The organism is Pannonibacter sp. XCT-53 (assembly GCF_009915765.1).
In the GTDB taxonomy this organism is placed as follows: Bacteria; Pseudomonadota; Alphaproteobacteria; order Rhizobiales; family Stappiaceae; genus Pannonibacter; species Pannonibacter tanglangensis.
On sequence record NZ_JAABLQ010000001.1, the window covers coordinates 1701619 to 1725308 of the forward strand.

Annotated in this window: 17 protein-coding genes and 1 pseudogene; 8 read left to right on the top strand and 10 right to left on the bottom strand. The window is 63.7% G+C overall.

Features of this window, described 5'->3' with window-relative positions; translation table 11 throughout:
- Nucleotides 1–65: 65 nt before the first annotated feature.
- A complete protein-coding gene (locus GWI72_RS07650) occupies nt 66–554 on the bottom strand; it encodes a hypothetical protein (RefSeq protein WP_161708276.1) in 489 nt (162 codons plus the stop codon).
- Between the two features lie 240 nt (nt 555–794).
- Between GWI72_RS07650 and GWI72_RS07655 the strand changes: the two genes are divergently transcribed.
- The gene (locus GWI72_RS07655; protein WP_161673470.1) at nt 795–2600 is read left to right on the top strand and encodes a PHA/PHB synthase family protein; all 1806 of its coding nucleotides are present in this window, start codon (nt 795–797) and stop codon (nt 2598–2600) included.
- A gap of 358 nt (nt 2601–2958) precedes the next feature.
- Nucleotides 2959–3591, top strand: a complete 633-nt coding sequence (locus GWI72_RS07660) for a DUF6653 family protein (protein WP_161673471.1) — start codon at nt 2959–2961, stop codon at nt 3589–3591.
- A 118-nt stretch (nt 3592–3709) separates the two neighbouring features.
- Here GWI72_RS07660 and GWI72_RS07665 read toward each other — a convergent pair whose 3' ends face one another.
- The 3 genes from GWI72_RS07665 to GWI72_RS07675 are packed head-to-tail and all read right to left on the bottom strand — an operon-like array spanning nt 3710 to nt 6299.
- A complete protein-coding gene (locus GWI72_RS07665) occupies nt 3710–4459 on the bottom strand; it encodes a BPL-N domain-containing protein (RefSeq protein WP_161708277.1) in 750 nt (249 codons plus the stop codon).
- A 36-nt stretch (nt 4460–4495) separates the two neighbouring features.
- Nucleotides 4496–5455 (bottom strand): agmatinase, encoded by a 960-nt coding sequence (speB, locus tag GWI72_RS07670; protein WP_161708278.1) that lies wholly within the window; start codon nt 5453–5455, stop codon nt 4496–4498.
- A gap of 19 nt (nt 5456–5474) precedes the next feature.
- Nucleotides 5475–6299, bottom strand: a complete 825-nt coding sequence (locus tag GWI72_RS07675; RefSeq protein ID WP_209000069.1) for an FRG domain-containing protein — start codon at nt 6297–6299, stop codon at nt 5475–5477.
- A 289-nt stretch (nt 6300–6588) separates the two neighbouring features.
- Between GWI72_RS07675 and GWI72_RS07680 the strand changes: the two genes are divergently transcribed.
- The 4 genes from GWI72_RS07680 to guaD all read left to right on the top strand — a co-directional run bounded on the left by GWI72_RS07680 (nt 6589) and on the right by guaD (nt 15842).
- Nucleotides 6589–8337, top strand: a complete 1749-nt coding sequence (locus GWI72_RS07680; protein ID WP_161708280.1) for a glucan ABC transporter ATP-binding protein/ permease — start codon at nt 6589–6591, stop codon at nt 8335–8337.
- A 212-nt stretch (nt 8338–8549) separates the two neighbouring features.
- Nucleotides 8550–11312: a DUF4214 domain-containing protein gene (locus GWI72_RS07685; protein WP_161708281.1), complete on the top strand. Its 2763-nt coding sequence runs from the start codon at nt 8550–8552 to the stop codon at nt 11310–11312.
- A gap of 280 nt (nt 11313–11592) precedes the next feature.
- A complete protein-coding gene (locus GWI72_RS07690; RefSeq protein ID WP_209000070.1) occupies nt 11593–14367 on the top strand; it encodes a DUF4214 domain-containing protein in 2775 nt (924 codons plus the stop codon).
- 146 nt (nt 14368–14513) lie between these two features.
- On the top strand, nt 14514–15842 hold the full coding sequence (guaD, locus tag GWI72_RS07695; protein WP_244314218.1) for a guanine deaminase: 1329 nt from the start codon (nt 14514–14516) through the stop codon (nt 15840–15842).
- 16 nt (nt 15843–15858) lie between these two features.
- On the opposite strand, the gene GWI72_RS07700 is transcribed toward guaD, so the two are convergent.
- The 6 genes and pseudogenes from GWI72_RS07700 to GWI72_RS07725 all read right to left on the bottom strand — a co-directional run bounded on the left by GWI72_RS07700 (nt 15859) and on the right by GWI72_RS07725 (nt 22110).
- Nucleotides 15859–18360 (bottom strand): P-loop NTPase, encoded by a 2502-nt coding sequence (locus GWI72_RS07700; protein ID WP_161708284.1) that lies wholly within the window; start codon nt 18358–18360, stop codon nt 15859–15861.
- Between the two features lie 371 nt (nt 18361–18731).
- Nucleotides 18732–18881: pseudogene (gene rpsI, locus GWI72_RS07705) on the bottom strand (30S ribosomal protein S9); the annotation flags it as partial.
- 527 nt (nt 18882–19408) lie between these two features.
- Nucleotides 19409–20317, bottom strand: a complete 909-nt coding sequence (locus GWI72_RS07710; RefSeq protein WP_161708285.1) for a hypothetical protein — start codon at nt 20315–20317, stop codon at nt 19409–19411.
- A gap of 222 nt (nt 20318–20539) precedes the next feature.
- Nucleotides 20540–21016: a 30S ribosomal protein S9 gene (gene rpsI / locus GWI72_RS07715; protein ID WP_161673500.1), complete on the bottom strand. Its 477-nt coding sequence runs from the start codon at nt 21014–21016 to the stop codon at nt 20540–20542.
- Nucleotides 21017–21018: 2 nt separating this feature from the next.
- Nucleotides 21019–21483, bottom strand: coding sequence for a 50S ribosomal protein L13 (gene rplM / locus GWI72_RS07720; protein WP_161673502.1), 465 nt, complete (start codon nt 21481–21483; stop codon nt 21019–21021).
- Between the two features lie 198 nt (nt 21484–21681).
- On the bottom strand, nt 21682–22110 hold the full coding sequence (locus GWI72_RS07725; RefSeq protein WP_161673504.1) for a PaaI family thioesterase: 429 nt from the start codon (nt 22108–22110) through the stop codon (nt 21682–21684).
- A 161-nt stretch (nt 22111–22271) separates the two neighbouring features.
- On the opposite strand from GWI72_RS07725, the gene GWI72_RS07730 reads away from it, so the two are divergent.
- Both GWI72_RS07730 and GWI72_RS07735 read left to right on the top strand, forming a co-directional pair.
- Nucleotides 22272–23102, top strand: a complete 831-nt coding sequence (locus tag GWI72_RS07730) for an enoyl-CoA hydratase (protein WP_161708286.1) — start codon at nt 22272–22274, stop codon at nt 23100–23102.
- A 4-nt stretch (nt 23103–23106) separates the two neighbouring features.
- A complete protein-coding gene (locus GWI72_RS07735; RefSeq protein WP_161708287.1) occupies nt 23107–23637 on the top strand; it encodes a CoA-binding protein in 531 nt (176 codons plus the stop codon).
- Nucleotides 23638–23690 lie beyond the last annotated feature (53 nt).

The following is a 23690-nucleotide window of genomic DNA, read 5'->3' on the forward strand; positions in this document are numbered from 1 at the left end:
TTTAGCAGCAACCCCTGCTTTCCGCACGCGCCTTTCGGAGGCAGTCGTCGGGAAATTTTACCTGTCTAACGGCCTTCGATGTCGGCAAGCGCCGCAGCGCCATGGCCGGAGCGGATCCGCATCAGCTCGGTCTTGGAGGTGCGCGGACCGCCCACCTGCCCCCGTCCGGCCAGCCCCGACAGCTCCTCGAGCGCCCGCTGGCGCGCCACCGGATCCAGCACGGACGAGGCCGCCGGCTGGGCGCCCGGATTACCGCCGGCTGCGACGGCAAGGTCGAGGCTGTCCTGTGCCGGAGCCCCGGCGACGGCGGCGCCGGGCCGCTGCGGCCCGGCCTGCGACGGGAGGGGGGCGGTGCCCGGCGACTGGGGCGCGGCCGCGAGCGGACCGGGGCTTGCGAGCGGTGCGGGCGTGGCATAGGCCGGCAGGGTCGGCTCGGCCGGCCGGCGCAGCGGATCGCGCATCGTGCCGATCAGCGAGGCATCCGGTTCGAGGGCGCAGCCGCCGGCCATCAGGGCCAGAAGACCCGCCGTTGCCAGTGCTGAAAAGTGTCTCACGACATGCCCTCCTGTTAGGCAGCTGCCACCCGTCCCGCCCAGTCTATCCGCTCTGCGGGCCGCCATCAAAGCGTGATGGCTGCCGTTGCACGGACAGGGCAGATTCGCAAGCGATCCCTGTGCAGGGCTGGTGCCTGCGAAATGACCATTCGACCTTACGGAATTCCGTGTCATAAAATTGACGGGCAGCCGGGTGACAACGGTTGAAGCAAGAAGAATGCATGGGAGGGAATGCCGAATATGGCTGATGATCGCCAGAATCCGCTGGTTCAGTACATCGTCAAGAACCCGGAAGCCTTTGCACAGAACCTCGCCAAGCTGATGGAACAGGGTGGCAAGGCGCTCGCGGCCTATCTCGAGCCGCGCGAAAAGGGCGAGGTCAAGCCCGACACGGCCGAAGAACTGACCACGATCATCAAGACCCTCGCCCAGGTCGGCGAGTACTGGACCGCCGATCCCACCCGCGCCGTCGAGGCGCAGGGTCGGCTGTGGGCCGGCTACATCAACCTGTGGAATTCCTCGCTCAAGCGCATGCGGGGCGAAGAAGCCGAACCGGCCGTGCCGACGCCCGCGCGCGACAAGCGCTTCGAGGACCCGGACTGGCAGGAAAACCAGTTCTTCGATTTCCTCAAGCAGTTCTACCTGATCACCTCCAACTGGGCCAACGACATGGTGGCCGAGGCGGAAGGGCTCGACGAGCACACGCGCCACAAGGCCGACTTCTACGTCAAGCAGATCGCCAATGCGCTCTCGCCCTCCAACTTCGTCCTGACCAATCCGGCGCTCCTGCGCGAGACGCTTGCCAACAACGGCGAGAATCTCGTGCGCGGCATGCAGTTCCTCGTCGAGGACATCAAGGCCGGCAAGGGCGACATCAAGATCCGGCAGACCGATGCCAGCAAGTTCGAGGTCGGCCGCAACCTGGCGCTGACGCCGGGCAAGGTCATTGCCCGCAACGACGTGTGCGAGCTGATCCAGTACACACCGACGACCGACACCGTGCTGAAGCGGCCGCTGCTGATCGTGCCGCCCTGGATCAACAAGTTCTACATCCTCGACCTGACGCCGGACAAATCCTTCATCCAGTGGGCCGTCGACCAGGGCCACACGGTCTTCGTCATCTCCTGGGTCAATCCGGACGAGCGTCAGGCGCAGAAGGGCTTCGAGCACTACATGCGCGAGGGCATCCTCAATGCACTCGACGTGATCCGGCGCGCGACGAAGGAAGAGAAGGTCAACGCCATCGGCTATTGCGTCGGCGGCACGCTGCTGGCCGTCACGCTCGCCTACATGGCGGCAACCGGCGATGACCGGATCGCCTCGGCCACGTTCTTCACCACCCAGGTGGACTTCACCCACGCCGGCGACCTCAAGGTCTTCGTCGACGAGGAACAGATCGCGATCCTCGAGCGCAAGATGGCCGAGCGCGGCTATCTTGACGGGTCGAAAATGGCGGCCGCCTTCAACATGCTGCGGTCGAACGACCTGATCTGGCCCTATGTCGTCAACAACTACCTGCGCGGCAAGGACCCCTTCCCCTTCGACCTGCTGTACTGGAACTCCGATTCGACCCGGATGCCGGCCGCCAACCATTCCTTCTACCTGCGCAACTGCTACCTCGAGAACACGCTGTCGCGGGGCGAGATGGTGATGGCCGGCGAGCGGCTCGATCTCTCCCGGGTGACGATCCCGATCTACAATCTCGCCACCCGCGAGGATCACATCGCCCCGCCCCGGTCGGTGTTCCTCGGCTGCTCGGCCTTCGGGGGTCCGGTCGACTACATCCTGGCCGGCTCGGGGCATATCGCCGGCGTGGTCAATCCGCCGGCCCGCGGCAAGTACCAGTTCTGGACCGGCGGCAAGCCGGAGGGCGCGCTCGAGGACTGGATTGCCGCGGCCAGCGAACATCCCGGCTCCTGGTGGCCACACTGGGACGCCTGGATCCGGGCGCAGGAGGGCACGCTGGTCAAGGCGCGCAAACCCGGTGCAAACAGGGTTAAGATTCTTGGCGACGCACCCGGAACTTACGTTAAGATGCGAGCCTGATCCGGCAACGAGCGGGCTCACCGGTCCTCGGGCACCCCTCTGGTCCGGGGTCTGAGCGTCCGGGGTCTGTGCGTCCGGGGTCTGTGCGTCAGGGGTCCGTCCATCCGGAGTGCGGGCTCCCGGGCAAGCAGGCCTCAGGGACGCAGGGTCTGACGGGGCCGGGTCCCTGGGCATGACCCCGCCGTCGGCCGGCAGGAGCCCCGACAGGGTCCCGTTACGGGGTCCCCTGAGCGGGACCGGCGATTGGGCACCGTGAGCGGGGACCACGCGGAGGCCGGGATCAGGTACGGATCAGGCAGGGATCAGGCAGGCACGGGAATCGGCCCAGGGAGTAGCGCGGCAAGGCGCGTTGAAGCACATGTCCAACACGGCAGCACATCGCACCCCGGGCCCGCAGCCGCGGCCCGTCCGACCGTCGGTCATTCCGGCGTCGCAGATCCGCTGGTACTCGATGGCCGCCCGCCTGTGGCGGCGCCCGCCGGGCCTCGGCCCGCTGGCCGTGCGCCTCCTGCTGCTGCCGGCCGTGCCGGTTGCGCTCTGGCTGCACGAGCCGCTCGACTGGCAGATGGCGCTTCTGGCCGTGACCGGCCTGCTCGTGCTTGTCTGGCTGCTGCGCCGCGGGTCCGGTCCGGCCGGCGGTCAGGTGCTCGGGTCGCGTCCGGGCTGGCATGTGCGGGCGCTGATGGGCGAGCGGATGTTCTTCAACCGGGTCGTGGTGCCGGTGCCGCCTGCGGTCGCCCGCCCCGCCGGTCTTCTCGTGGCAGGAGCCGTCGCCGGGGGGCTGATCGCGGCGCTGGCCGGTTTCGCCGGCAGCCTGCCGGTGGTCCTGGCCGGAACCGGCCTCTGCCTTGCGGCGCAGCTGGCCTATCTCGTGCTGATGGCCCGGCTTTACGGGCAAATGCAGGATGCCGATCCGCTCTATCGCGCCTGGCGCCGCCCGGCCCTCAATGACAACACGCGCGGTGCCCGAAAGCCGGGACAGGCCGCCTGAAGCGCTGGCAACCCGTCCCCTGGCAACCCGTCCCCTGGCACCACGTCGCTGGTCCCCGGTCACTGGCCCATCGTCACTGGCCCAGCGTCCCCGGCGAAGCGTCACTACTTGCGAGGCGTCACTTGCGCGCCAGCAGGGCCCGCAGCATGTCATCGGCCAGTTGCGGCGGGGCAAGGCCGGGGTCCTCGAGATCGTCGAGCTCCAGCCATTCCTCCGTTGCCTCCGGATGCGGGCCTGACAGGCTGATCCAGCCCCGGCCGTACGGGGCGAGCAATGCAGCCACCTCCCCGCCCTCGTAGGTGGCCGTCACCTCTGCCCGGCTGCCGGGGGCCAGCACGAAATGCGGGGCCTCCTGCAGATACATCCAGCGCGGCACGCCGTTCCAGATCACCTGTTCCATGCTGGCTTCATAGGGGCTGTAGCCGGCCGCATCGCCCTTGAAGAGCTGCAGCCCGACGCCGTCGCCGTCGTCGTCGATCGACTTGCCGGCAAAATAGCCGCCGGCGCAGATGCCCCAGTAGCGGCCGCCACCGGCAATATAGTCCTTGAGCCAGGTCACCTGCGCGTCGGTGAGCGAGCGGCGGATGTCCATCACGTCCTCGCCGCCGCCCTGGATGTAGACCGCAGCCCGCGACAGAAGCTCCGGCGTGATCTCGGGGCCCGAGACATAGCGCACCTTGAGCCCGACGCGGCTGGCCACCACGCCGGCGGCCTCCGGGCAGCCGTCACAGGCGCCCGGCCCCCGGTAGATCAGCGCCAGCCCTGCCCCGGCGGCGAAGGCCGGACCTGCGGCCGCCAGCCACAGCCCGGCTGCGGCCACACACAGCATCCTGATCTGGGCCGCCAGCCCCTGCCGTTTCGTCATCATCGCTCTGTCTCCAGCCTTGAGGCGCAGACGCGGGGCTCAGCCCCGCGCCCGCCGTTCGGCCAGAAGGCCAAGGTAATGCTGCGCCACGGTGGCGCCGGCGATCGAGGTGATGTCGGCGTGGTCATAGGCCGGGGCCACTTCCACCACGTCGCCGCCAACGAAATCGAGATCGCCGAGGCGGCGCAGGATCATCAGCGCCTCGCGCGAGGTCAGGCCGCCGGCTACCGGCGTGCCCGTACCCGGCGCGAAGGCCGGGTCAAGGCAGTCGATGTCGAAGGTCATGTAGGCCTTGGCGTCGCCCACCCGCTCCTTGATCAGGTCGACGACCGCATTGACGCCGAGCTGCTCCACGTCCTCGCCATAGAGGATCTCGAGGCCACAGGTGTCCGGCGCATGGGTGCGGATGCCGATCTGGATCGAGCGCGCCGGATCGATCAGCCCCTCGCGCACGGCGCGGCCGGTGAAGGTGCCGTGGTCGATGCGGCCGCCGTCATCGGGCCAGGTGTCCTGATGCGCGTCGAACTGCACCAGCGCCAGAGGCCCATGCTGCGCCACATGCGCGCGCAGGATCGGCAGGGTGACAAAGTGGTCACCGCCGATGGAGAACAGGTGCACGCCCTGCTCCAGGATCTCGCGCGCCTGCGCCTCGATGCAGGCCGGGATCTCGGCGTTGCGGCCGTAGTCGAAGGAACAGTCGCCGTAGTCGACCACCGCCAGCGTCTCGAACGGGTCGGCGTGGAAGGGATACTGCGGATCGCCGTCGAAGATGGCCGAGGCGCGGCGCACGCCCTGCGGGCCGAAGCGGGCCCCCGGGCGGTTCGAGACCGAGGCATCGAACGGCACGCCCCAGACGGCCACATCGACGCCGGCCAGATCGCGGCTGTAGCGCCGGCGCATGAAGGACAGGACGCCGCCATAGGTCGGCTCATGCGCACCGCCGGTCAGGTGCTTGCCGAACACGGCGTTGTCGGTCGGACGGGGACGGATCGTGGACATGGTTTGCCTTCACAAGAATTTACGGCATCTCTCTAACGAACTCGCGATACGCAAGCGTATCCATCAAGGCCTCGTCACTGCCAAACAATGTATACGCATTTATATTTGAGTGATGCAATTTCTCCAACACCGTCTTTCGCTCGCTTGAGGCGATAATGTATTTTTGGATTGTATTGAATTCAGGATTCAACATGACCGCATTTTCGTGTGGGAAAATACAGTACTCCTTATCCTGAACTGCATAGCAAAGACTGTAACGACTCTGCTGATTAAAGTGCCTTCGATGCGTCTCGACGTACGAACCGTAATCAATGATATGCGGCACCCCTCTCTCTCGTACGCGATATTTCGTCAGCTCTAGGTTCATTGCGTAGATCGCCACGTCTTTGTTCGGCCTAGCCCTTTGGAAAGCAAAGAAGGCCGCCACCAAGTATGACTCACTCCAGTCCAAGAGCGGCGACGGAAATCCAAGATGCCGAAGATGATAAAGCAAAGCATGCGCTTCAAATAAATTCAATATCTTTATATCATCAACTTCTTCAAATAAAATCTCGACAAAACCTGCCATTGACAATGACCTAATCGCAGGAAGAATTGAATTAATCTTCCTCAAGTATCGATCTATTCGCAAGTATTTGCTTGAAATTCCCTCTTCTCTCACAAATCTTTCAAGGGTTGTCTCAAGAAACCAATCTTTGTCGGACTGACCTCGATAAAGCCATCTTGAAATGTACGGGATCGGCCCCGCGTCGCTGCGAATCCTCTTGAGAGAATCATCCAAAATGTTCCGTTCGCGCTCAAAGTCATCCCACGACAAGGGGTTATCCGATCCAAAAACCTTCATCTCGCCCCCGTTAAATGAAAAACCGTCAAATCAAAAATGCCCACCATCAAAATAGCTTTAGTGGGACACTCTTTCATGTAAACACTCTTTGATATGACGTATTTTCAAGGCAACCACAATTTTGAACCTTCTGAAATAAAGCGGCTTTTGGAATTGCGCCGAGTGCGCTCGAGAAACTGCTCCAAGCGTCGAGCCTTCCGGACGCCTCTTGATCTCCCTGCGTAAATTTGCAGAGGTCTTCCCGGCTGATGCCCGTCAGCCGCCCGATCACACGCCGAGACCCTGTCCCATGTCCTTTCTCCGCATCTACTGGCGCGCGCTCGGTCTGCTCTGGCCGGAGGTCTGGCTGGCCGGGCTGATTGCGGTCGCGGGGACGGCGCTGGCGCTGGTGCAGTTTGCCGAGCCGCTGCTGTTCGGTGCGGTCATCGACGCGCTGACGAAAGGCGAAGCGGCCGCCGGTCTCGTCGGGCTGTGGGCGCTGTTCGGCTTTCTCTCGGTCGCCGCCGGCGTTTTCGTGGCGCTGCAGGCGGACCGGCTGGCGCATCGCCGGCGGCTGGCGGTCATGCGCCGCTACTTTGAACATGTCATCGGCCTGCCCGGCAGCTTTCACAGCGGGGCGCAGTCGGGCCGCCTGATCGGCGTCATGCTGAAGGGCTCCGACACCCTGTTCGGGCTCTGGCTGTCGGCCTTCCGCGAGCAGGTTACGGCGCTGGTGTCGCTCGCCGTGCTGCTGCCCGTCGCCTTTTCCATGAATGCCGAGATGGCGGCGCTGCTGCTGGCGCTGATGGTCGTCTATGTGGTCCTGAACGGCCTCGTCATGCGCAAGACCCAGGCGGGCCAGGCGGATGCGGCCGCCTATCACGCCGCGCTCTCGGGCCGGGTCGGCGATGTCATTGCCAACGTGACGCTGGTGCAGAGCTTTACCCGGCTGCAGGAGGAAACCCAGGCGCTGCGCGAGCTGATGGGCCGGCTGCTTGCGGTGCAGAACCCGGTGCTGACCTGGTGGGCGATGACCTCGATCCTGACCCGGGCCGCCTCGACGCTGACCATCGTGGCCATGTTCGCGCTCGGCACCGTGCTGCATGCGCGCGGCGAGGTGAGCGTTGGCGAGATCGTCTCCTTCGTCGGCTTTGCGACGCTGCTGATCGGGCGGCTCGACAACATCACCGCCTTCGTCACCCGCCTGTTCCTGGATGCGCCGGCGATGCAGCAGTTCTTCGAGGTGCTGGATGCCGCCGGCGACCTGCCGGAAAAGCCCGGCGCGCGGCCGCTTGTTGTGCCAAAAGGCCATGTGGTGTTCGAGGGCGTCTCCTTCCGCTATCCCGACGGCGGCGCCGGGCTTAGTAATCTCGACTTCGAGGCCCGTCCCGGCGAGACGGTGGCGCTGGTCGGCCCGACCGGTTCGGGCAAGAGCACGACACTGGCGCTGTTGCAGCGCCTGCGGGATCCGGCGGAAGGCCGGGTGCTGATCGACGGCACCGACATCCGCGATGTCACCCTCGACAGCCTGCGCCGCCAGATCGCCGTGGTGGCGCAGAATGCCGGGCTGTTCGACCGCTCCATCGCCGAGAACCTGCGCATCGGCCGGCCGGACGCCAGCGATGCCGACATTCGCGCTGCCGCCGACCTGGCCGAGGCGACGGGCTTCATCCTGTCCCGGCCGGAGGGGTTTGACGCGCGCTGCGGCGAGCAGGGCAAGGCCCTGTCGGGCGGCGAGCGCCAGCGGCTCGCCATCGCCCGGGCCCTCCTCAAGGACGCGCCGATCCTGATCCTCGACGAGGCCACCTCCGCGCTCGACACCGAGACGGAGGCGAAGGTGAAGCGGGCGCTGGATCACCTGCGCGCCGGGCGCACTACCTTCATCATCGCCCACCGCCTGTCGACGATCCGCGATGCAGACCAGATCCTGTTCCTCGAAGAGGGCCGCATCGTCGAGCGGGGGCGCTTTGCCGACCTGCTGGCGCAGGGCGGGCGCTTTGCCGACCTGGTGCGCGCCGGCGCCTTTGATGCGGCCGAGGGCGGGTTGTCCACCCCCTGACGCAGCCACGGCAGCCCCTGCGTTTCCTGACAAGTGTCGCCCGTCACACTTCCCACGCCCTGCGCTTCATACTATCGCTAAGGGGCTTGTGACTTTTCGGCTTTCGGACCGGGCAGCGCAGGAGACCCGGGGCGGCCAGCAACGACAGCCTTCCGCTCAGATCCAGCATGAAAACCCTGACCCAACGGTCTCGAGCAGAAGGCAGTTTCCTCATGGCGACGTCGGACACGATCAAGCAGTTCTTCCTGAACATCCTGCAGCGCCAGCCGACGGCAGCCGAGCTGTCCAGCCTGGTGGCCGCGGTGGACAGCGGCGCGCGCAGCCTGACCCAGGCGCGTGACGATCTGGCCGCCGGCGCCGAGGCCGTGACCTTCGTCGATCAGGTCATCCGCATCTATCAGGCCGCCTTTGGCCGCGTGCCGGACATCACCGGCATCACCGGCTGGGTGAACGAGCTGCGCTCCGACGCGACCGCCCTGTCGCGAGTGTCGGCCGGCTTCGTCAATTCGCAGGAGTGGAAGAACCGCTACGGCGACAACAGCGTCAGCGATATCTCGCTGGGTGCCCTGTACCAGAACGTGCTGGGCCGCGCCGGATCGGCCCAGGAAATCGCCGCCTGGAAGGCCACGGGCCAGCCGATGACGCAGATCCTGATCGGCTTTTCCAACTCGGCAGAGTTCCAGAATGCCTCCGCTGCCGCGGTCCTTGGACTGAAGAAAGCCGCTGGCGACGTGAGCCCGGCCAATCTCGCCAGCGTCTACAACGGCACCAGTGCGCTCAATCTCGGGTTTGGCGGCAGCCAGATCGTGCTGACACGGGTGGCCGACCCGGTGGTGGGCACCTCCGGCGCCGACAAGATCAGCGGCGTTGTCGACGGCACCGCAGACCAGACCTTCGGCGGTCTCGACACGATCGACGGCGGACAGGGCAATGACACGCTGACCCTGACCAACTCCACGGCCAGCGGCCTGATGGCGCTGCAGCCGGCCAGCGTCAAGAATGTCGAGGCGCTGGTCCTGCGCAGCACCAGCTCGGGCGCGACCACCGCGGACGTGCAGACCTGGACCGGGCTCGAGACCGTCACCGTGGAGCATCAGGCCAACGCCGCGCTCACCCTCACCAGCAACGGCAATGTGCGCAGCGTCACGGTGACCGGCGGCGGCACCGTCACGCTGGATGACAAGGCTGGGGCCGGCGCGGACAAGCTTGCCTCGGTGTCGCTCAACGGCGTGCGCGGGGCGAGCACCATTACCTCCGACGCGCTGACGGATCTCGGCCTTGCCAACATCCGTGGCACCGAGGTGTCGGCTCCGATCACGGTCAAGGCGAACGGGGCGGGCGCAGCGCTGACCGTTTCGGCCAACAACCTGGTCAACATGCGTGTCTTCGACGACAAGACCACGGCCGTCACCCTGAAGGCCACCGGTGCCGCCTCCAGTTTCGGCGTTGGCTTTGACAAGGCAGAGACGCTGACCGTGCAAGCCGACGAGGCGGTGACCCTCACCACACTCTTCATGCCCAGCCTGCGCACGCTGACAGTCAGCGGCGACAGCCGCCTCACCCTGCCGGTGGACTTCGACCTGGCTCAACGCCTGACCAGCTTGAATGCCTCGGCCAACAGCGGGGGCGTGACCTTGATCGGCGTCGAACTTGTGACCGCCACCCTCATTGGCAGCTCTGGCGCCGACAAGTTTGGCCTTGGCGGCAGCTTTGCCAAATCCGCCAGCCTTGGCAACGGCAACGACGAGCTTCTGGCCGTTGGCACGGAGTTCACGGCGCTCGACGGCGGTGCCGGAACCGATACGCTGACCCTCTCGATGAGCGCAGCCAATTCCACGGCCATCATGTCCAGGGTCAGCGGCTTTGAGGTCCTCAACGTCCGGAATGGCACCACCGCCGCCGACAAGGTCATCGACGTCGGTGCTATGAACAGCGGCGGCCGCAACGCCATTCAGACGATCGAGTTCCAGGGGGCAATCGATCACACACTCAAGGTCAGCGGTCTTGCCTCGGGAAGCACCGTGGTGACGACCGCCACCAACAGCGTGCCGCTGACGCTCGAGGTCGCGGGCGCGGCAACAGGCACGGCCGACAGTCTGACACTGGTGCTGAAAGGTCCGTTGGCCCGGTTCTCCTCGGGCTTCTCGCGGATTGATGGCGTCGAGACACTGAATGTGGTTCTGGACGGGGTGTCGGGCCAGCCCACCCTGCAGATGGCGGCCGACGCGCTGAAGACGCTGACAGTCAGCGGCACGGGATCGCTGCTGATCGGCAGTCTCGCGACCTCGACCCTGACCAGCCTTGATGCCTCGGCGCTGTCCGGACGGGTCATTGTTGCCGTTGACGGCGCGCTGTCCACTGCTGCCGTTCTGAAGGGGGGCAGCGGCAATGACAGCCTGAACGCTGCCAAGTCACTTGCAGCCATCACCATGGAGGGCGGCGCAGGCAATGACACGCTGTTTGGATCGGACACCGCCGCCAACACGCTCCTTGGTGGCGACGGCGACGATCTCCTCTCCGGTGGCAGCGCGGCCGACACCTTTTTCGGCGGAGCCGGAGACGACGTGTTCCAGACCAAGCAAGGGGCTGACCTCATCAATGTCGGCACCGGGACCGACACGGTGCTGCTGTCCGTCAACAACGACAGCCGCGCCAACTTCGTGACGGTGTCCGGGATGGGCGCCGGCGACAAGCTGGATTTTGCCAACAACGGCACCTCGGTTGCCAGCTTCGTGGCGACCAAGGTGAGCCTTGCGGCCGGAGCGAGTTTCGCCGCGCATCTCGACGCGGCCACCACCGGCGGCGTCAACCGCGTGACCTGGTTCCAGTTCGAGGGCAACACCTATGCCGTCCACGACCGCACCAGCTTCGCCGGCTTTTCCAACGGCGCCGACCAGTTCGTGAAGCTCGTCGGCCTCATCGACCTGAGCGGCTCGACATTCAGCAATGATGCCAATGTCGTCCTGACCCTGTAACGGTCCGGACCAGCGATTCCCCGTCCCTGCCCTGTCGCCTGCCTGGCTAAGTTCCAGGCGTCGACAGCGCAGGCCCAGGGCGTGACCGGGGTTCCCCCACAGTCCGCCCACACCGGTCGACACTCGCAAATTATGACAATATCCGGACTTCACAACCCAGACCCGCCATTGTATCGCTGCACAATTCCTGAGCCGTGCGGCGCAAGGGGTGCCGTGGCTCCAGCCAGACGCTCCCGGTCCGCACGCCATTGACGCAACAAGGGGGGCGCGTGCCTTGGCGATGACCACTGCAGACCGGATTGTCCAGCTGTTCCAGAACGTTCTGCAGCGTACGCCGGAACTCTACTATTCAACGACCTACGCCTATCTCGTCGACAAGGGCGTGCGGAGCTTCGACAGTTTCCGGGACGAACTGGCAGGCAGTGCGGAAGCCGTCACCTATGTCGACCAGGTGATCCGCATCTATCAGGCCGCCTTTGGCCGCGTGCCGGACGTGACCGGAATTAGCGGCTGGGTGAAGGACCTGCGCGCGGATGCCACCGCCCTGTCCAAGGTGGCGGCCGGCTTTGTCAATTCGCAGGAGTGGAAGAACCGCTACGGCGACAACAGCGTCAGCGATGTCTCGCTCGGCGCGCTGTACCAGAATGTGCTGGGCCGTGCGGGCTCCGCCGCCGAGATCGCCGCCTGGAAGGCCACGGGTCAGCCGATGACCCAGATCCTGATCGGCTTCTCCAATTCGGCCGAGTTTCAGGCCAAGTCCGCCGCCGCGGTTCTGGCGCTGAAGACGGCAGCCGGCGCTGTCGCGGCGGCCGATCTTGCCAAGGTCTACACCGGCAAGAGCCCGCTCGACATGTCGAACCGTGACGGGGCGCTGATCCTCACGGCCGGGGACGACGTGATCAGGGCCCTGGATGCAAACAGCACGATCATCGGCACGGTCTCGACCGGCGCGGGCGGCACGTTCCAGAGCGGCGACCAGATCGATGGCGGGGCCGGATACGACACCCTGCGCCTGACCAATGCCATGCGCACCGGCGACACCGTCCTGCCGGTTGCCAGCGTCAGCAACGTCGAGGCCCTCTATCTCGACTATCTGACCTATGGCCTTGCCACTAGCGAGAGGATCGACCTGCGGTCGTGGACCGGGCTGGAGAGTGTGAACGCCGAAACCTCCGGCACCTGGACGATGCTGACCCGCGGCAACGTGCGGGAGGTCACCGCCCTGGGCGGGTCCGGTGCCGTCATCGAGGACACGGCGGGGGCCGGCGGCGACAGGCTCGCCTCGGTGACGCTCTATTCCGCCCTCCAGGCGACGATCCGCTCGGACGCCCTGACGGACCTGAAGCTGATCAGTTCCAGCAACACCGACCCCAACAGACCGAACATCATCAAGGTCGAGGCAGCAGCCCGGCCCCTGAACCTCGACCTCGCTTCCTCGTCCGTGGCGATCCACGTCATTGACGAGACAGCCACCTCGCTGCAGATCCGCGTCTTTGGCGGCCTGTCGAGCATCGCCAGCTTTGCGCCGCGGGCGACCAGCGTTTCCGTGGACGCGGACGAGATCATCACCTTCGAGACGGTCAACTGGGCGGCCGCGCGGAGCCTGACCATCACCGGTGACAGCATGGTGCTGTTCCTCGACGGGCCGACGGCCCTCACCACGCTGGATGCCACCGGCAGCAGCGGCAATGTGACGGTGACGCGGGAGATGCTGAACACCTCGATTGCCAGCGGCTCAGGCGCCGACCGCTACACCTCGGCCTCGACCAGCTCCAGCACGCGGATCGATCTGGGGGCGGGCGACGACTGGCTGGCGATCCGCGGAACGGACTACGGCAGCGTCAACGGCGGGGCCGGCGTCGACAGGCTGGTCACCCAGATCGCAAGCTTCGCCAATGGCGCGCTTGCCTCTGCTGCCTCGCGTTTCAGCGGCTTCGAGGTGCTGGACGTGGCGTCGGGGGATATCGCCGCGCCCCAGACGATCGATGTCACCGCCTTCAATGCCACCGGGCAGAATGCCATCACCACGGTTGCCCTGAGCGGGGCCATCGTCGGTGAGCCGGTGACGGTGAAGGGCCTTGCCTCCGGCGGCACCCTGCAGCTGTCGGGCTATTTCACGGAAGGCGTCACCGTCGTCGTGGACGGCGCCGCGACCCGCGCCAATGACAGTTTCACCTTTGAACTCAAGGGGGAAGACGCCACGGTCGGCGGATACGGTTTCCAGATTGCCGATGTCGAGACGGTGAATTTCCGCGTCGACACCACCCCGCCACGGGGCGGCGGCGGCGATTTTTCCGGTGCCGCCGTCCAGACCATCAAGGTGACGGGCAACGGGCCCTCGCTCTGGCTGGGCAACTACTCGGGGACTGCGCTGATGGTCCTCGACGCGGCGGGCTTTGCCGGCGGTGTCGACCTCACGACCAAGGACGCGCTGACCGGGCCTGTGACCTTCCTCGGCGGCAAGGGCAAGGACACCCTGTCTGTCCGCTCGGCCGCCGCCAGCGTGACCATGGACGGCGGGGCGGGCGACGATGTGCTGACCGGCTCCGCCACCTGGGCCAACACGCTGACCGGGGGCGACGGCAACGACACGCTGACCGGCGGGTCCGCGGCCGACACCCTGTCGGGCGGGGCGGGCAATGACGTGATCAGGACCGGGACCGGCGCGGACATGGTCGATGTCGGCAGCGGGCTGGACACGGTGATCCTGTCGCTGAACAGCAGCCGGGTGACGACCTTCGTCACGATTGCCGGCATGGGCAAGGGCGACCGGATCGACCTCGTCAATGACGCACGGGTGGCCAGCTTCGTGGCGGCCAAGGTGACGGCGCCGGCCGGGACGACGTTCCAGAAACTCCTGGACACGGCCGCCACCGGCGACGACGTGCGCGTGACCTGGTTCCAGTTCGAGGGCAACACCTACATCGTGCAGGACCTCAGCCGGTCCACGGTCGGCTTCAATCCGGAAGCCGACCAGCTGGTCAAGCTGGTCGGCCTGATCGACCTCAGCACGGCGACGCTCAGCGGCGGCAGCGCCCATCTCCTGACGATCTGAGCCACCTCGGCGGGATGGCCGCGCGGCGCCCTTGTGCCGCCCGGCCCTGCCGACTAGAACTTCAAGGTTTGCCTCATCCGCCGGCCGCCGCCTCACGCGCGGCGGCCGGCGCGCGGGGCGTGAGGACAACCATGAGGATTCCGGTCTTGGCTACTTCCCCTGCCCGGCTGCTGCGCGGCCGCATCGTCTCCTTTCTCCGCCGCCCGCACGGGGCGGATGACGACGGCGCGCTGGTGCATCACGCCGATGGCGGTCTCCTGATCGAGAACGGCCTCATCACCGCCATGGGCCCCTTCGCGGAGGTCGCGGCCGCAGCCCCTGCGGCCACGCCGGTGACCGACCACCGGCCGCATCTCCTGATGGCCGGCTTCATTGATCCGCACCTGCATTTCCCGCAGGCGCAGGTGATTGCCTCCTGGGCCGACCAGCTCCTCGACTGGCTCAACGACCACACCTTCCCGGCCGAGCAGAAATTCGCCGATCTCGCCCACGGCCAGCGCATCGCCACCGCCTTCTATGACGCGCTGATCGCCCATGGCACGACGACGGCGGTGGCCTATTGCTCCAGCCACCCCAATTCCGTGCGCGCCTATTTCGGCGAGGCGGAGGCGCGCGGCATGCGCATGCTGGGCGGCAAGACGATGATGGACCGCAACGCGCCCCCTGCCCTCTGCGACACCGCGCAGTCGGCCTATGACGACAGCAAGGCGCTGATGGCCGAGTGGCATGGCCGGGGCCGCGCGCTCTATGTCATCACGCCGCGCTTTGCCATCACCTCGACGCCGGCGCAGCTGGAGGTGGCGGGCGCGCTCCTGGCCGAGCACCCTGATTGCCACCTTCAGACCCACATCAACGAGAACCACAACGAGATCACCTACACGCTGGATCTCTATCCCGGCCATGCCGACTATCTCGCCGTCTACCAGCGCTACGGCCTTCTCGGCCGCAAGACCCTGCTCGGCCACTGCATCCACATGAATGACCGGGAGCTTGGCGTGATGCGCGAGGCCGGCTCCGTCGCCGTGTTCTGCCCGACGTCCAACCTCTTCCTCGGCAGCGGGCTGTTCGACAAGGCGCGGCTGGAGGGGCATGGCGTGCGCACCGCCATTGCCACCGACATCGGCGGCGGCACGTCCTATTCGCTGCTGCGCACGCTGGACGAGGGCTACAAGGTGCTGCAGCTGCAGCGCCAGCGCCTGCACCCTTACGAGACCTTCTACTGGGCCACGCGCGGCAACGCCGAGAGCCTGTCGCTGGAAGACAGGATCGGCACGCTCGACGCGGGCACCGAGGCCGACATCATCGTCCTCAACCCCGCCGCCACCCCGGAAATGGCCCTCCGCCACGAGACCGCCCGCTCCCTGGCCGACGAACTCTTCATCCTGCAGACCCTGGGCGACGACCGTGCGGTGGTGGAGACCTATGTGGCGGGGGTGGGGATGAAAGGGGGGGGGAACATCCCCATTATTTTCTGAATCAGGAAGTTGTACCTTAGTCCCAAGTTCCAAGAGTATAGTATCGAAAGATACGTTCTTTTACCCGATTGATTTGGGAATCTGTACGCGACATGGCCTGAATTAGATTGAAGTACCTTTGCGCGGCCGCTCGGGCGGATTTTTTTTGGCCATGCTTGATGAGTACCGGTATGTGACGCTCAGCTAAAGTAACAATTGGATAAAAATCAGCGCCAGAGCGCTGCTCTGCGTGAAGTCCCTCAAGTGTTTCAACTGCCTCTCCAAGAAGCGCCACAGTCATCGCATCATAGCTTGGCCTTTCAAGAGCGACCCTAAGCTGAAGATCTGCCAAGGCGTGAACTGCAAAAATATTCTCCGGGTAAGCAGCTATCGACTTCTTCAGAGAATCCATTGCTTGCTCAAGATCACCAAACATCGACTGATACTGGCCGTATTGCAGCCAAAAATGTCCATCAAGTTGGAATTCAATTTCGAAACTTCTGTACACCCGCAGGCCTTCGTCAACTTCGTTGCGGCGACGAGCCATGTCCCCAATAAAGTTATGATTCAACAGAAACTTAAATAACAAAGCATCCAGACGATTAACACTCCGAACAACAGGGGGTTCGAATTTCGTAAATGACCTAAGTATCTCAACAATCGCGTCTACAATAAGATTAAATCTGGCAACATTCTCTATAATATGTCGGACATATAGTTCATGCCGAGCAACAAGTCGACCATCGTTATTTTCGCTAACAATACCCTCAAGCTTTAATATGGCTTCGTCGAACGAAATTAATGCATCTAGAGAATTAAAGACCTCCCTAACTACAGCTCTAGATATTCCAACACGTGCGAGAGTTGCAATTCCAACAATCAAAAAAACGAGCTTCGCACTATCATCACGAATTTTTTCATATTCATCCGTAATCACATTAGTAAATTTTGTTGACGCGGTCGTCTCTTTCAGAGCAATCAAGAGCTGCTCCTGCGACTGAGCTAACTTTCTAAGTCTTTCTTTTGGCGTCATACGTTTAAATTTTGGCGCGGGGACATATTTGAGCAGTCGCTCTATTAACGCCGCAAAGTCACTTGCAACAAAACGCTGAAACTCAAATGCTGTCGTAGATCCTCCAACTCTCCGTTCGATGTGCTGCCTCCACTCGCTCGTTCGCGCGCTCGTAACAAGCGTGATCCTCCCCTTAGGGAAGCTCAACACATCTTCGCTTAATCCATCGCCAAATACAAATGCATCACCGAGATAAACGATAACATGTTCGTCCTCATGTATCTTCAATATTAATTCAAGCGCTTGCCGCAATGACCTGACCCCACCTCTTATTTCATAAAATACCTTTGATTCATTCTCTCGAGAATACTTAAGTAAAGACTGAAGTAGAGCAGTTGTTTTACCACTGCCAGATTGACCATATACTAAGAACATTCGATCCGCTGATTCGATCGACGCCTCAAGTGCACAATATAAGTCAGTAGTTGCAGATAACCATACAGGGATATCGCTCGCTGCAATCGTGAATGTAACTGGCCCCCCCTCAAGGAAACCTCGAGCGATTTGTTGCTGCTCCACACCTCGAAGCTCGTCAGCTTTAGCCTTTGCAGCTCGCCAAGTATGAAGGATAACAAAACTTGCTGCATGTAAGTCAAAATTATTAATTCTCTTTGTCTTCGCAATTGTATCAATAAATAAATTTTCCGCCCTGTTAATTTCAAGCGGTGTATTCGCGTCTGGAAGTGTTTGCTTGAGCCAATTGACAAAATCCTTAAGGGCCCCCTCGATCACGACAATGCGCCGCGCAGCATACTGGGCCTTTTTGATTTCGCTAAGTTTATCAGGAGTAATAAGAAAGGCCGTACCTAATGACGCCTGCTCGCTTGGACGAGCTCGATCGAGCTCAGCAGAAAGAATAGGCTCATTTAGTGTACTCCCGATAAAGACAGGCACATGGGCTGTGTAATCTACGACGGCTTGCCGATACCAATCATGTTGATTTCTATTCAGCCTTTGATTGTAATCAAAAGAACTAAAAATGAAGCCGTGTTCTGGCTTTAGCGCTTCTCCGTGTAAATGTATGATATGAAGATATTCAATTCCCTCATAGTCCGCGACTTGATCTCTTAGCCCATTAAAATACCTACGACGCTGCACAGAATGCGCAATGTTCTCAAGCGTATCGTCGATATTCCAAGTATAAATTCGATACCAACTATAATTAAGTAATTCTTTTAACTCATTAGACGGAGTAGTGCGTGTATATTCAGACTTAAACAAAGCATGAATTTTAGCCTCACCAACTCGCGACATAACCGCCTGAACAACGTCGGCCAGGCTATCCTCTCCCGGGGAAAATCCACCCATTTCGGCGAGTTGATTAGCTAGCGCTCTCGACTGCTTAACATTCTCACGTTGTCCGTTGAGTGACGTTGCAGAAGCTCCAGCCCCGAGCAGCAATACTACCTTACCTTCTTTAACCGCCTTACGCAGTAACCTTAAGTCTTGTTCCGAAAGTTCAAACATTGCCACTCCCAGCCTGCCCTTCGCTTATCCCCATCCATGAACAATCGTAAAACGCGATCGTCAATCTACTTTAAGGATTGTTTCTGGAAACAACAACCATCGCGGTTCCTGCGTTTGCAAAGTTACCCCCCAAAAACCAAAAAACCCGCCGGCTTGCACCGGCGGGTTTCTCCAGACTGCTGACAAACCTGCAACCTCTCCGTCGTCATCCTCGGCCCTCTGCCGAGGATCTATACAAGTCAATGGCTGGCAGATGGTCGGGACAAGCCCGACCATGACTAACGAGAAGAAGGCCCCCCTCCCCCAAAAACCAAAAAACCCGCCGGCTTGCACCGGCGGGTTTTTCGGTTGTCTGACAAGCAGCTGAGGGATCAGCGCTTGGAGAACTGGAACGCGCGGCGTGCCTTGGCACGGCCGTACTTCTTGCGCTCGACCACGCGGCTGTCGCGGGTGAGGAAGCCTTCCTTCTTCAGGATGGCGCGCAGTTCCGGCTCGTAGTGGGTCAGGGCCGGGACAAGCCCTGGATCTGCGCTTCGCTGCGCTCAGCTGGTCCAGGATGACGGCGGAGGGTGGGCTGTCACCCTGTCCCAAAAGATCAGTCGTGGTTGCAAAGGCTGGTTCCAGCCATCGCATTCCCCGTCATTCCGGACAACGTGAGCGCCAGCAAACCGCTGATCCGGAATCCAGCGCACCTGTGTGAGCGTCAGCGAACGCACCATCGGTACTGCCTCGCCGAGCCCCGTGAACCGGTCTTGTCGCGCTCCGCGCGGCTGATGTCTGGCTCCCGGGTCAGGCCCGGGACAAGCCCTGGATCTGCGCTTCGCTGCGCTCAGCTGGTCCAGGATGACGGCGGAGGGTGGGCTGTCACCCTGTCCCAAAAGATCAGTCGTTATTGCAAAGGCTGGTTCCGACCATCGCCATCCCCCCGTCATTCCGGACAAGGTGAGCGCCAGCGAGACGCCGATCCGGGAGCCAGCCAATCTGTCCGGGCGACAGCGAGGGCTTGAACCCGGCAAGCCGGCATGACAATGGCGGCGGCGGGTGGGGGCTAGAGCAGCCAGCCCTGGCTGAGGGAGAAGTCGAGGCGGCGCTGGTTGATGGGGCCGAGCGGCTCTTCCTGCAGCTCGAACAGGTGGATGTCGCCGGCGCGGTCGTGGTGATAGGCCCAGGCGCGGCGGAAATAGCTGCGCAGGAAGCGGGCGTTCTGGGTGCGGCCGTCGACAATCAGCACGCAGCCCGGTTCGAGGAAGAACTCCAGCCGCAGGATGTCGGCCGACATGGGCATGCGCTCGGGGCTTGCGATGGAAAAGCCGTTGAGGCGTGCCGTGGTGGCAAACTGCGACGGGCCGTCGAGATAGATCAGGTCCGGGGCGATGTTGGGCAGCTCGGAATAGACGGTGGCAAAGCGGTTGTCGTGGGTGATCAGCTCGACACTGCTGCGTGTCACCGTGGCATGGGGCTGCAGCGCGGGGCCAAGCCGCTCCCGGGTCAGCGCCTGATAGCGTGGATCCTCCTCCACCGCATGCACGTGGAACGGCTGTTCGGTGCGCAGGTGCCGGCGGGCCCAGCCGTCGAAATGGCCGGCGAGAAGCCGCATCGCATGCGCGAGGATCACCGTGCTGAAGCCGCTGCCGAACTCCAGGACCGAGACGCTGCGCCGCCGCAGCGCCAGCCAGTGCAGGCGGCAGAGGTCGCCGAGCACCGGCCCGAGCGGGTCGGCCTTCTCCACCCCGTCGCGCAGCTCCGCCAGAGGGTCGGTCGCGGTCGGCTCCCCTGCCCCGGCCAGATGCGGCCACAGGTCGAGCGCGTCGGCGTAGGCGCGGGCGCGGGCGGGATCGTTGAAGTCGGTGAGGGCAAATCCCCCGACGAGGGCCTCGACCGGCTGGAAGGCCGGCGCGATGGCCGTCGGGGCATTGGCCGGATCCAGCCTCAGCACGGGCTTCTCCCAGGCGTGCACGCGTCTTGCTCCTTCAGGTTCGGCCAGGCGGCCCGAGGCACCGGTCAGGTCATGTCAGGCGGGGCGGGGCCGGGCCGTTTCGGTCACGACATGTAATCATGCTAGGGCGCGCGGGGACCGCGCGGCAACCGCCGCGACGCCGGCCCGGGGGCTTATCAGACGAAAAAACCCGCCGGCGTGCACCGGCGGGTCTTGTCTGCGCTCTGGCAAGCCGCTGAGGGATCAGCGCTTGGAGAACTGGAACGAGCGACGTGCCTTGGCACGGCCGTACTTCTTGCGCTCGACCACGCGGCTGTCGCGGGTGAGGAAGCCTTCCTTCTTCAGGATGGCGCGCAGTTCCGGCTCGTAGTGGGTCAGGGCCTTGGAGATGCCGTGACGCAGGGCGCCGGCCTGACCGGACAGGCCACCACCGGTGACGGTGGCAACGATGTCGTACTGGCCATCGCGGTTGGTCAGCATGACCGGCTGACGCAGGATCATCTGCAGCACCGGACGGGCGAAATACGCCTGGTATTCGGTGCCGTTGATGGTGATCTTGCCGGTGCCCGGCTTGACCCAGACGCGGGCAATGGCGTTCTTGCGCTTGCCGGTGGCATAGGCGCGACCGTGCGCGTCCAGCTTCTGGACGTGAACCGGGGCGTCAGCGGCGGCCGTTGCAACGGCGCCCTTCAGCTGGTCCAGGGAGTTCAGCTCGACCATGCTCAAGCCCTCTTCGCGTTCTTGTCGTTGAGGCTCTTGACGTCGACGAGGGTCGGCGTCTGGGCATCATGCGGATGGGACGGGCCAGCATAGACCTTGAGGTTCTTCAGCTGGCGGCGGGACAGCGGGCCACCCGGCATCATGCGCTCGACGGCCTTCTGGAGCACGCGCTCCGGGAAACGGCCCTCGATGATGGCGCGCGCGGTGCGCTCCTTGATGCCGCCCGGATGACCGGTGTGCCAGTAGTACTTCTTGTTCTCGTACTTGCGGCCGGTCAGGACAACCTTGTCGGCGTTGACAACAATGATGTTGTCGCCGCAATCGACGTGGGGCGTGAAGGTCGGCAGATGCTTGCCGCGCAGGTGGCTGGCGATGTAGGCAGCCAGACGGCCCACAACCATGCCTTCCGCGTCGATCAAGATCCACTTCTTTTCGACCTCAGCCGGCTTGGCAGAGAAGGTCTTCATCTGTGTTGATCCATGATTGATCGGTGAAACCAGACCGGTGCGGACAGGGAGGCGGAACCCGCGTCTTGCCGTACCGTGTGTTCGGGCAGGGTGATACGCGTTCGCCGGAGAAACGTCAAGGCGAAACATTTGCGACCTGCCCGTAAAAATAAAGCAAATTCAATGCTTTACAAAAACGGTAACAGAATACCGCAAATTTCAGCGCTCCGGCGGCACCGAATAGGTCGCCGTCGCATGGGCGACCAGTGCCGCCTCTCCCTCGCCGGCGATGGCGCAGTCGACCACGGCCAGCCGCTTGCCCAGCTTGAGCAGGCGGCAGGTGGCGATGAGATCGCCCGGCGCGGGCTTCCTGAGAAAGTTGATATTGAGGTTCGTCGTCACCGCCAGCGCCACCGGGCCGATATGGCCGAGGATCACCACATAGGCCGCAAGGTCTGCGAGCGCCATCATCGCGGGGCCCGACACCGTGCCGCCGGGCCGCAGGTGCCGCTCGCTCGCGGTGAACCGCATCGCCGCCACCCCCGGCGCGAGGCTTTCCACCCGGTAGAGCGGACCGTCAAGATAGATCTGCGGAAACTCGCGGACCAGAAAGGCCTCCACCTCGGCCACGCTCATCACGGGCTGCATTGCTGTCTCCCCTTCCCCGGTTTGCCCTGAGGCAAACGCTAGGGGAGCCGGGCGCCCCCCCGCAAGCCCCTGTTCCTCCCCCCTTCGGCCAGCTATCCTTTGTGCCGTTTCCAGCTTGCTGATAGGCCCGTTCCGGACCGACTTCCGACCGAGATCCCCGCATGACCGCTTCTGCTTCCGCCTCTTCTGCCTCTTCCGCGCCGCGCCCGCCCGTCGGCAAGCTGCTGCACAAGGGCGTGCTGCGCCTTGTGCTGCAGCGGCCGGAGAAGATGAACGCCCTGTCGCGCGAGATGATGGACGCGCTTGCCGCCGAGCTGACCCTGGCCGGGCAGGATCCGGAGGTGCGTGTCGTCCTCCTTGGCGCCGAGGGCAAGGTGTTCTGTGCCGGCCACGACCTCAAGGAGCTGACCGCCGCACGGGCGGAGAGCGACGGGGGCCGGGCGACCTACGAGGCGATCCTGCGCCAGTGCTCGGATCTGATGCAGCAGATCGTCCGCCTGCCGAAGCCGGTGATTGCCGTGGTCACGGGGGTTGCCACCGCCGCCGGCTGCCAGCTGGTTGCCTCCTGCGACCTGGCGCTGGCCACCGACACCGCCACCTTCTGCACGCCGGGCGTCAACATCGGCCTGTTCTGCTCGACGCCGATGGTCGCCCTCAGCCGCAATGCCAGCCCGAAGCAGGCGATGGAAATGCTGCTGACGGGCGAATCGATCGATGCCTCGACCGCCAAGTCCTTCGGCCTGATCAACCGCATCATTCCGGCCGACTATCTCGACCAGGTGGTGCAGAAATACGCCGAGGTGATCGCGTCGAAGTCGCCGCTGACGCTGAAGATCGGCAAGGAGGCCTTCTATCGCCAGCTCGAGATGCCGCTGGCGCAAGCTTACGACTACGCCGCCTCGGTGATGGTGGAGAACATGCTCACCCGCGACGCCGAGGAAGGCATCACCGCCTTCCTGCAGAAGCGCGCGCCCGAGTGGCGGGGAGAGTGAGCCCATGCCCGACTATTCCGATGACCTGATCCGGCGCGTCCTGTCCGGGACCCGCTCCATTGCCATCATCGGGGCGAGCGCCAACGAGGTGCGGCCGTCGTTCTTCGTCACCAAGTACCTCATTGCCAAGGGCTTCGAGGTCTGGCCGGTCAATCCGGGCCTTGCCGGCAAGGAGCTGCTCGGCCGGCCGGTGCATGGGCGCCTGTCTGACATCCCTGCCGCCATCGACATGGTCGACATCTTCCGCGCGTCGGATGCGGTGCCCGGCATCGTCGGGGAGGCTCTTGGCCTGCCCTCGCGTCCCAAGGTCATCTGGATGCAGCTCGGCGTCGAGCATGCGGACGCTGCAGCCAAGGCCGAGGCTGCCGGGCTCACGGTGATCATGAACCGCTGCCCGAAGATCGAATATGGCCGGCTCTCCGGCGAGATCGGCTGGATGGGCGTCAACTCCCGCAGCCTCTCCTCCAGGCGCCCGGTGCTCGCCGACGGGTTCCAGCATCGCGGACTGCCCGATGGCGCGACGCCCTCGGAGTGAGGCAGCGCGGCGCGCAAGGCTGACGTTGCGTGCGCTGGAAAGGTGGAGCAAAA

Coding starts and splice junctions, on each gene's coding strand:
- GWI72_RS07655 (WP_161673470.1), top strand. CDS start 795: ATGGCTGATGATCGCCAGAATCCGCTGGTTCAGTACATCGTCAAGAAC.
- GWI72_RS07660 (WP_161673471.1), top strand. CDS start 2,959: ATGTCCAACACGGCAGCACATCGCACCCCGGGCCCGCAGCCGCGGCCC.
- GWI72_RS07665 (WP_161708277.1), bottom strand. CDS start 4,459: ATGATGACGAAACGGCAGGGGCTGGCGGCCCAGATCAGGATGCTGTGT.
- speB (WP_161708278.1), bottom strand. CDS start 5,455: ATGTCCACGATCCGTCCCCGTCCGACCGACAACGCCGTGTTCGGCAAG.
- GWI72_RS07675 (WP_209000069.1), bottom strand. CDS start 6,299: ATGAAGGTTTTTGGATCGGATAACCCCTTGTCGTGGGATGACTTTGAG.
- GWI72_RS07680 (WP_161708280.1), top strand. CDS start 6,589: ATGTCCTTTCTCCGCATCTACTGGCGCGCGCTCGGTCTGCTCTGGCCG.
- GWI72_RS07685 (WP_161708281.1), top strand. CDS start 8,550: ATGGCGACGTCGGACACGATCAAGCAGTTCTTCCTGAACATCCTGCAG.
- GWI72_RS07690 (WP_209000070.1), top strand. CDS start 11,593: ATGACCACTGCAGACCGGATTGTCCAGCTGTTCCAGAACGTTCTGCAG.
- GWI72_RS07700 (WP_161708284.1), bottom strand. CDS start 18,360: ATGTTTGAACTTTCGGAACAAGACTTAAGGTTACTGCGTAAGGCGGTT.
- rpsI (WP_161673500.1), bottom strand. CDS start 21,016: ATGGTCGAGCTGAACTCCCTGGACCAGCTGAAGGGCGCCGTTGCAACG.
- rplM (WP_161673502.1), bottom strand. CDS start 21,483: ATGAAGACCTTCTCTGCCAAGCCGGCTGAGGTCGAAAAGAAGTGGATC.
- GWI72_RS07725 (WP_161673504.1), bottom strand. CDS start 22,110: ATGCAGCCCGTGATGAGCGTGGCCGAGGTGGAGGCCTTTCTGGTCCGC.
- GWI72_RS07730 (WP_161708286.1), top strand. CDS start 22,272: ATGACCGCTTCTGCTTCCGCCTCTTCTGCCTCTTCCGCGCCGCGCCCG.
- GWI72_RS07735 (WP_161708287.1), top strand. CDS start 23,107: ATGCCCGACTATTCCGATGACCTGATCCGGCGCGTCCTGTCCGGGACC.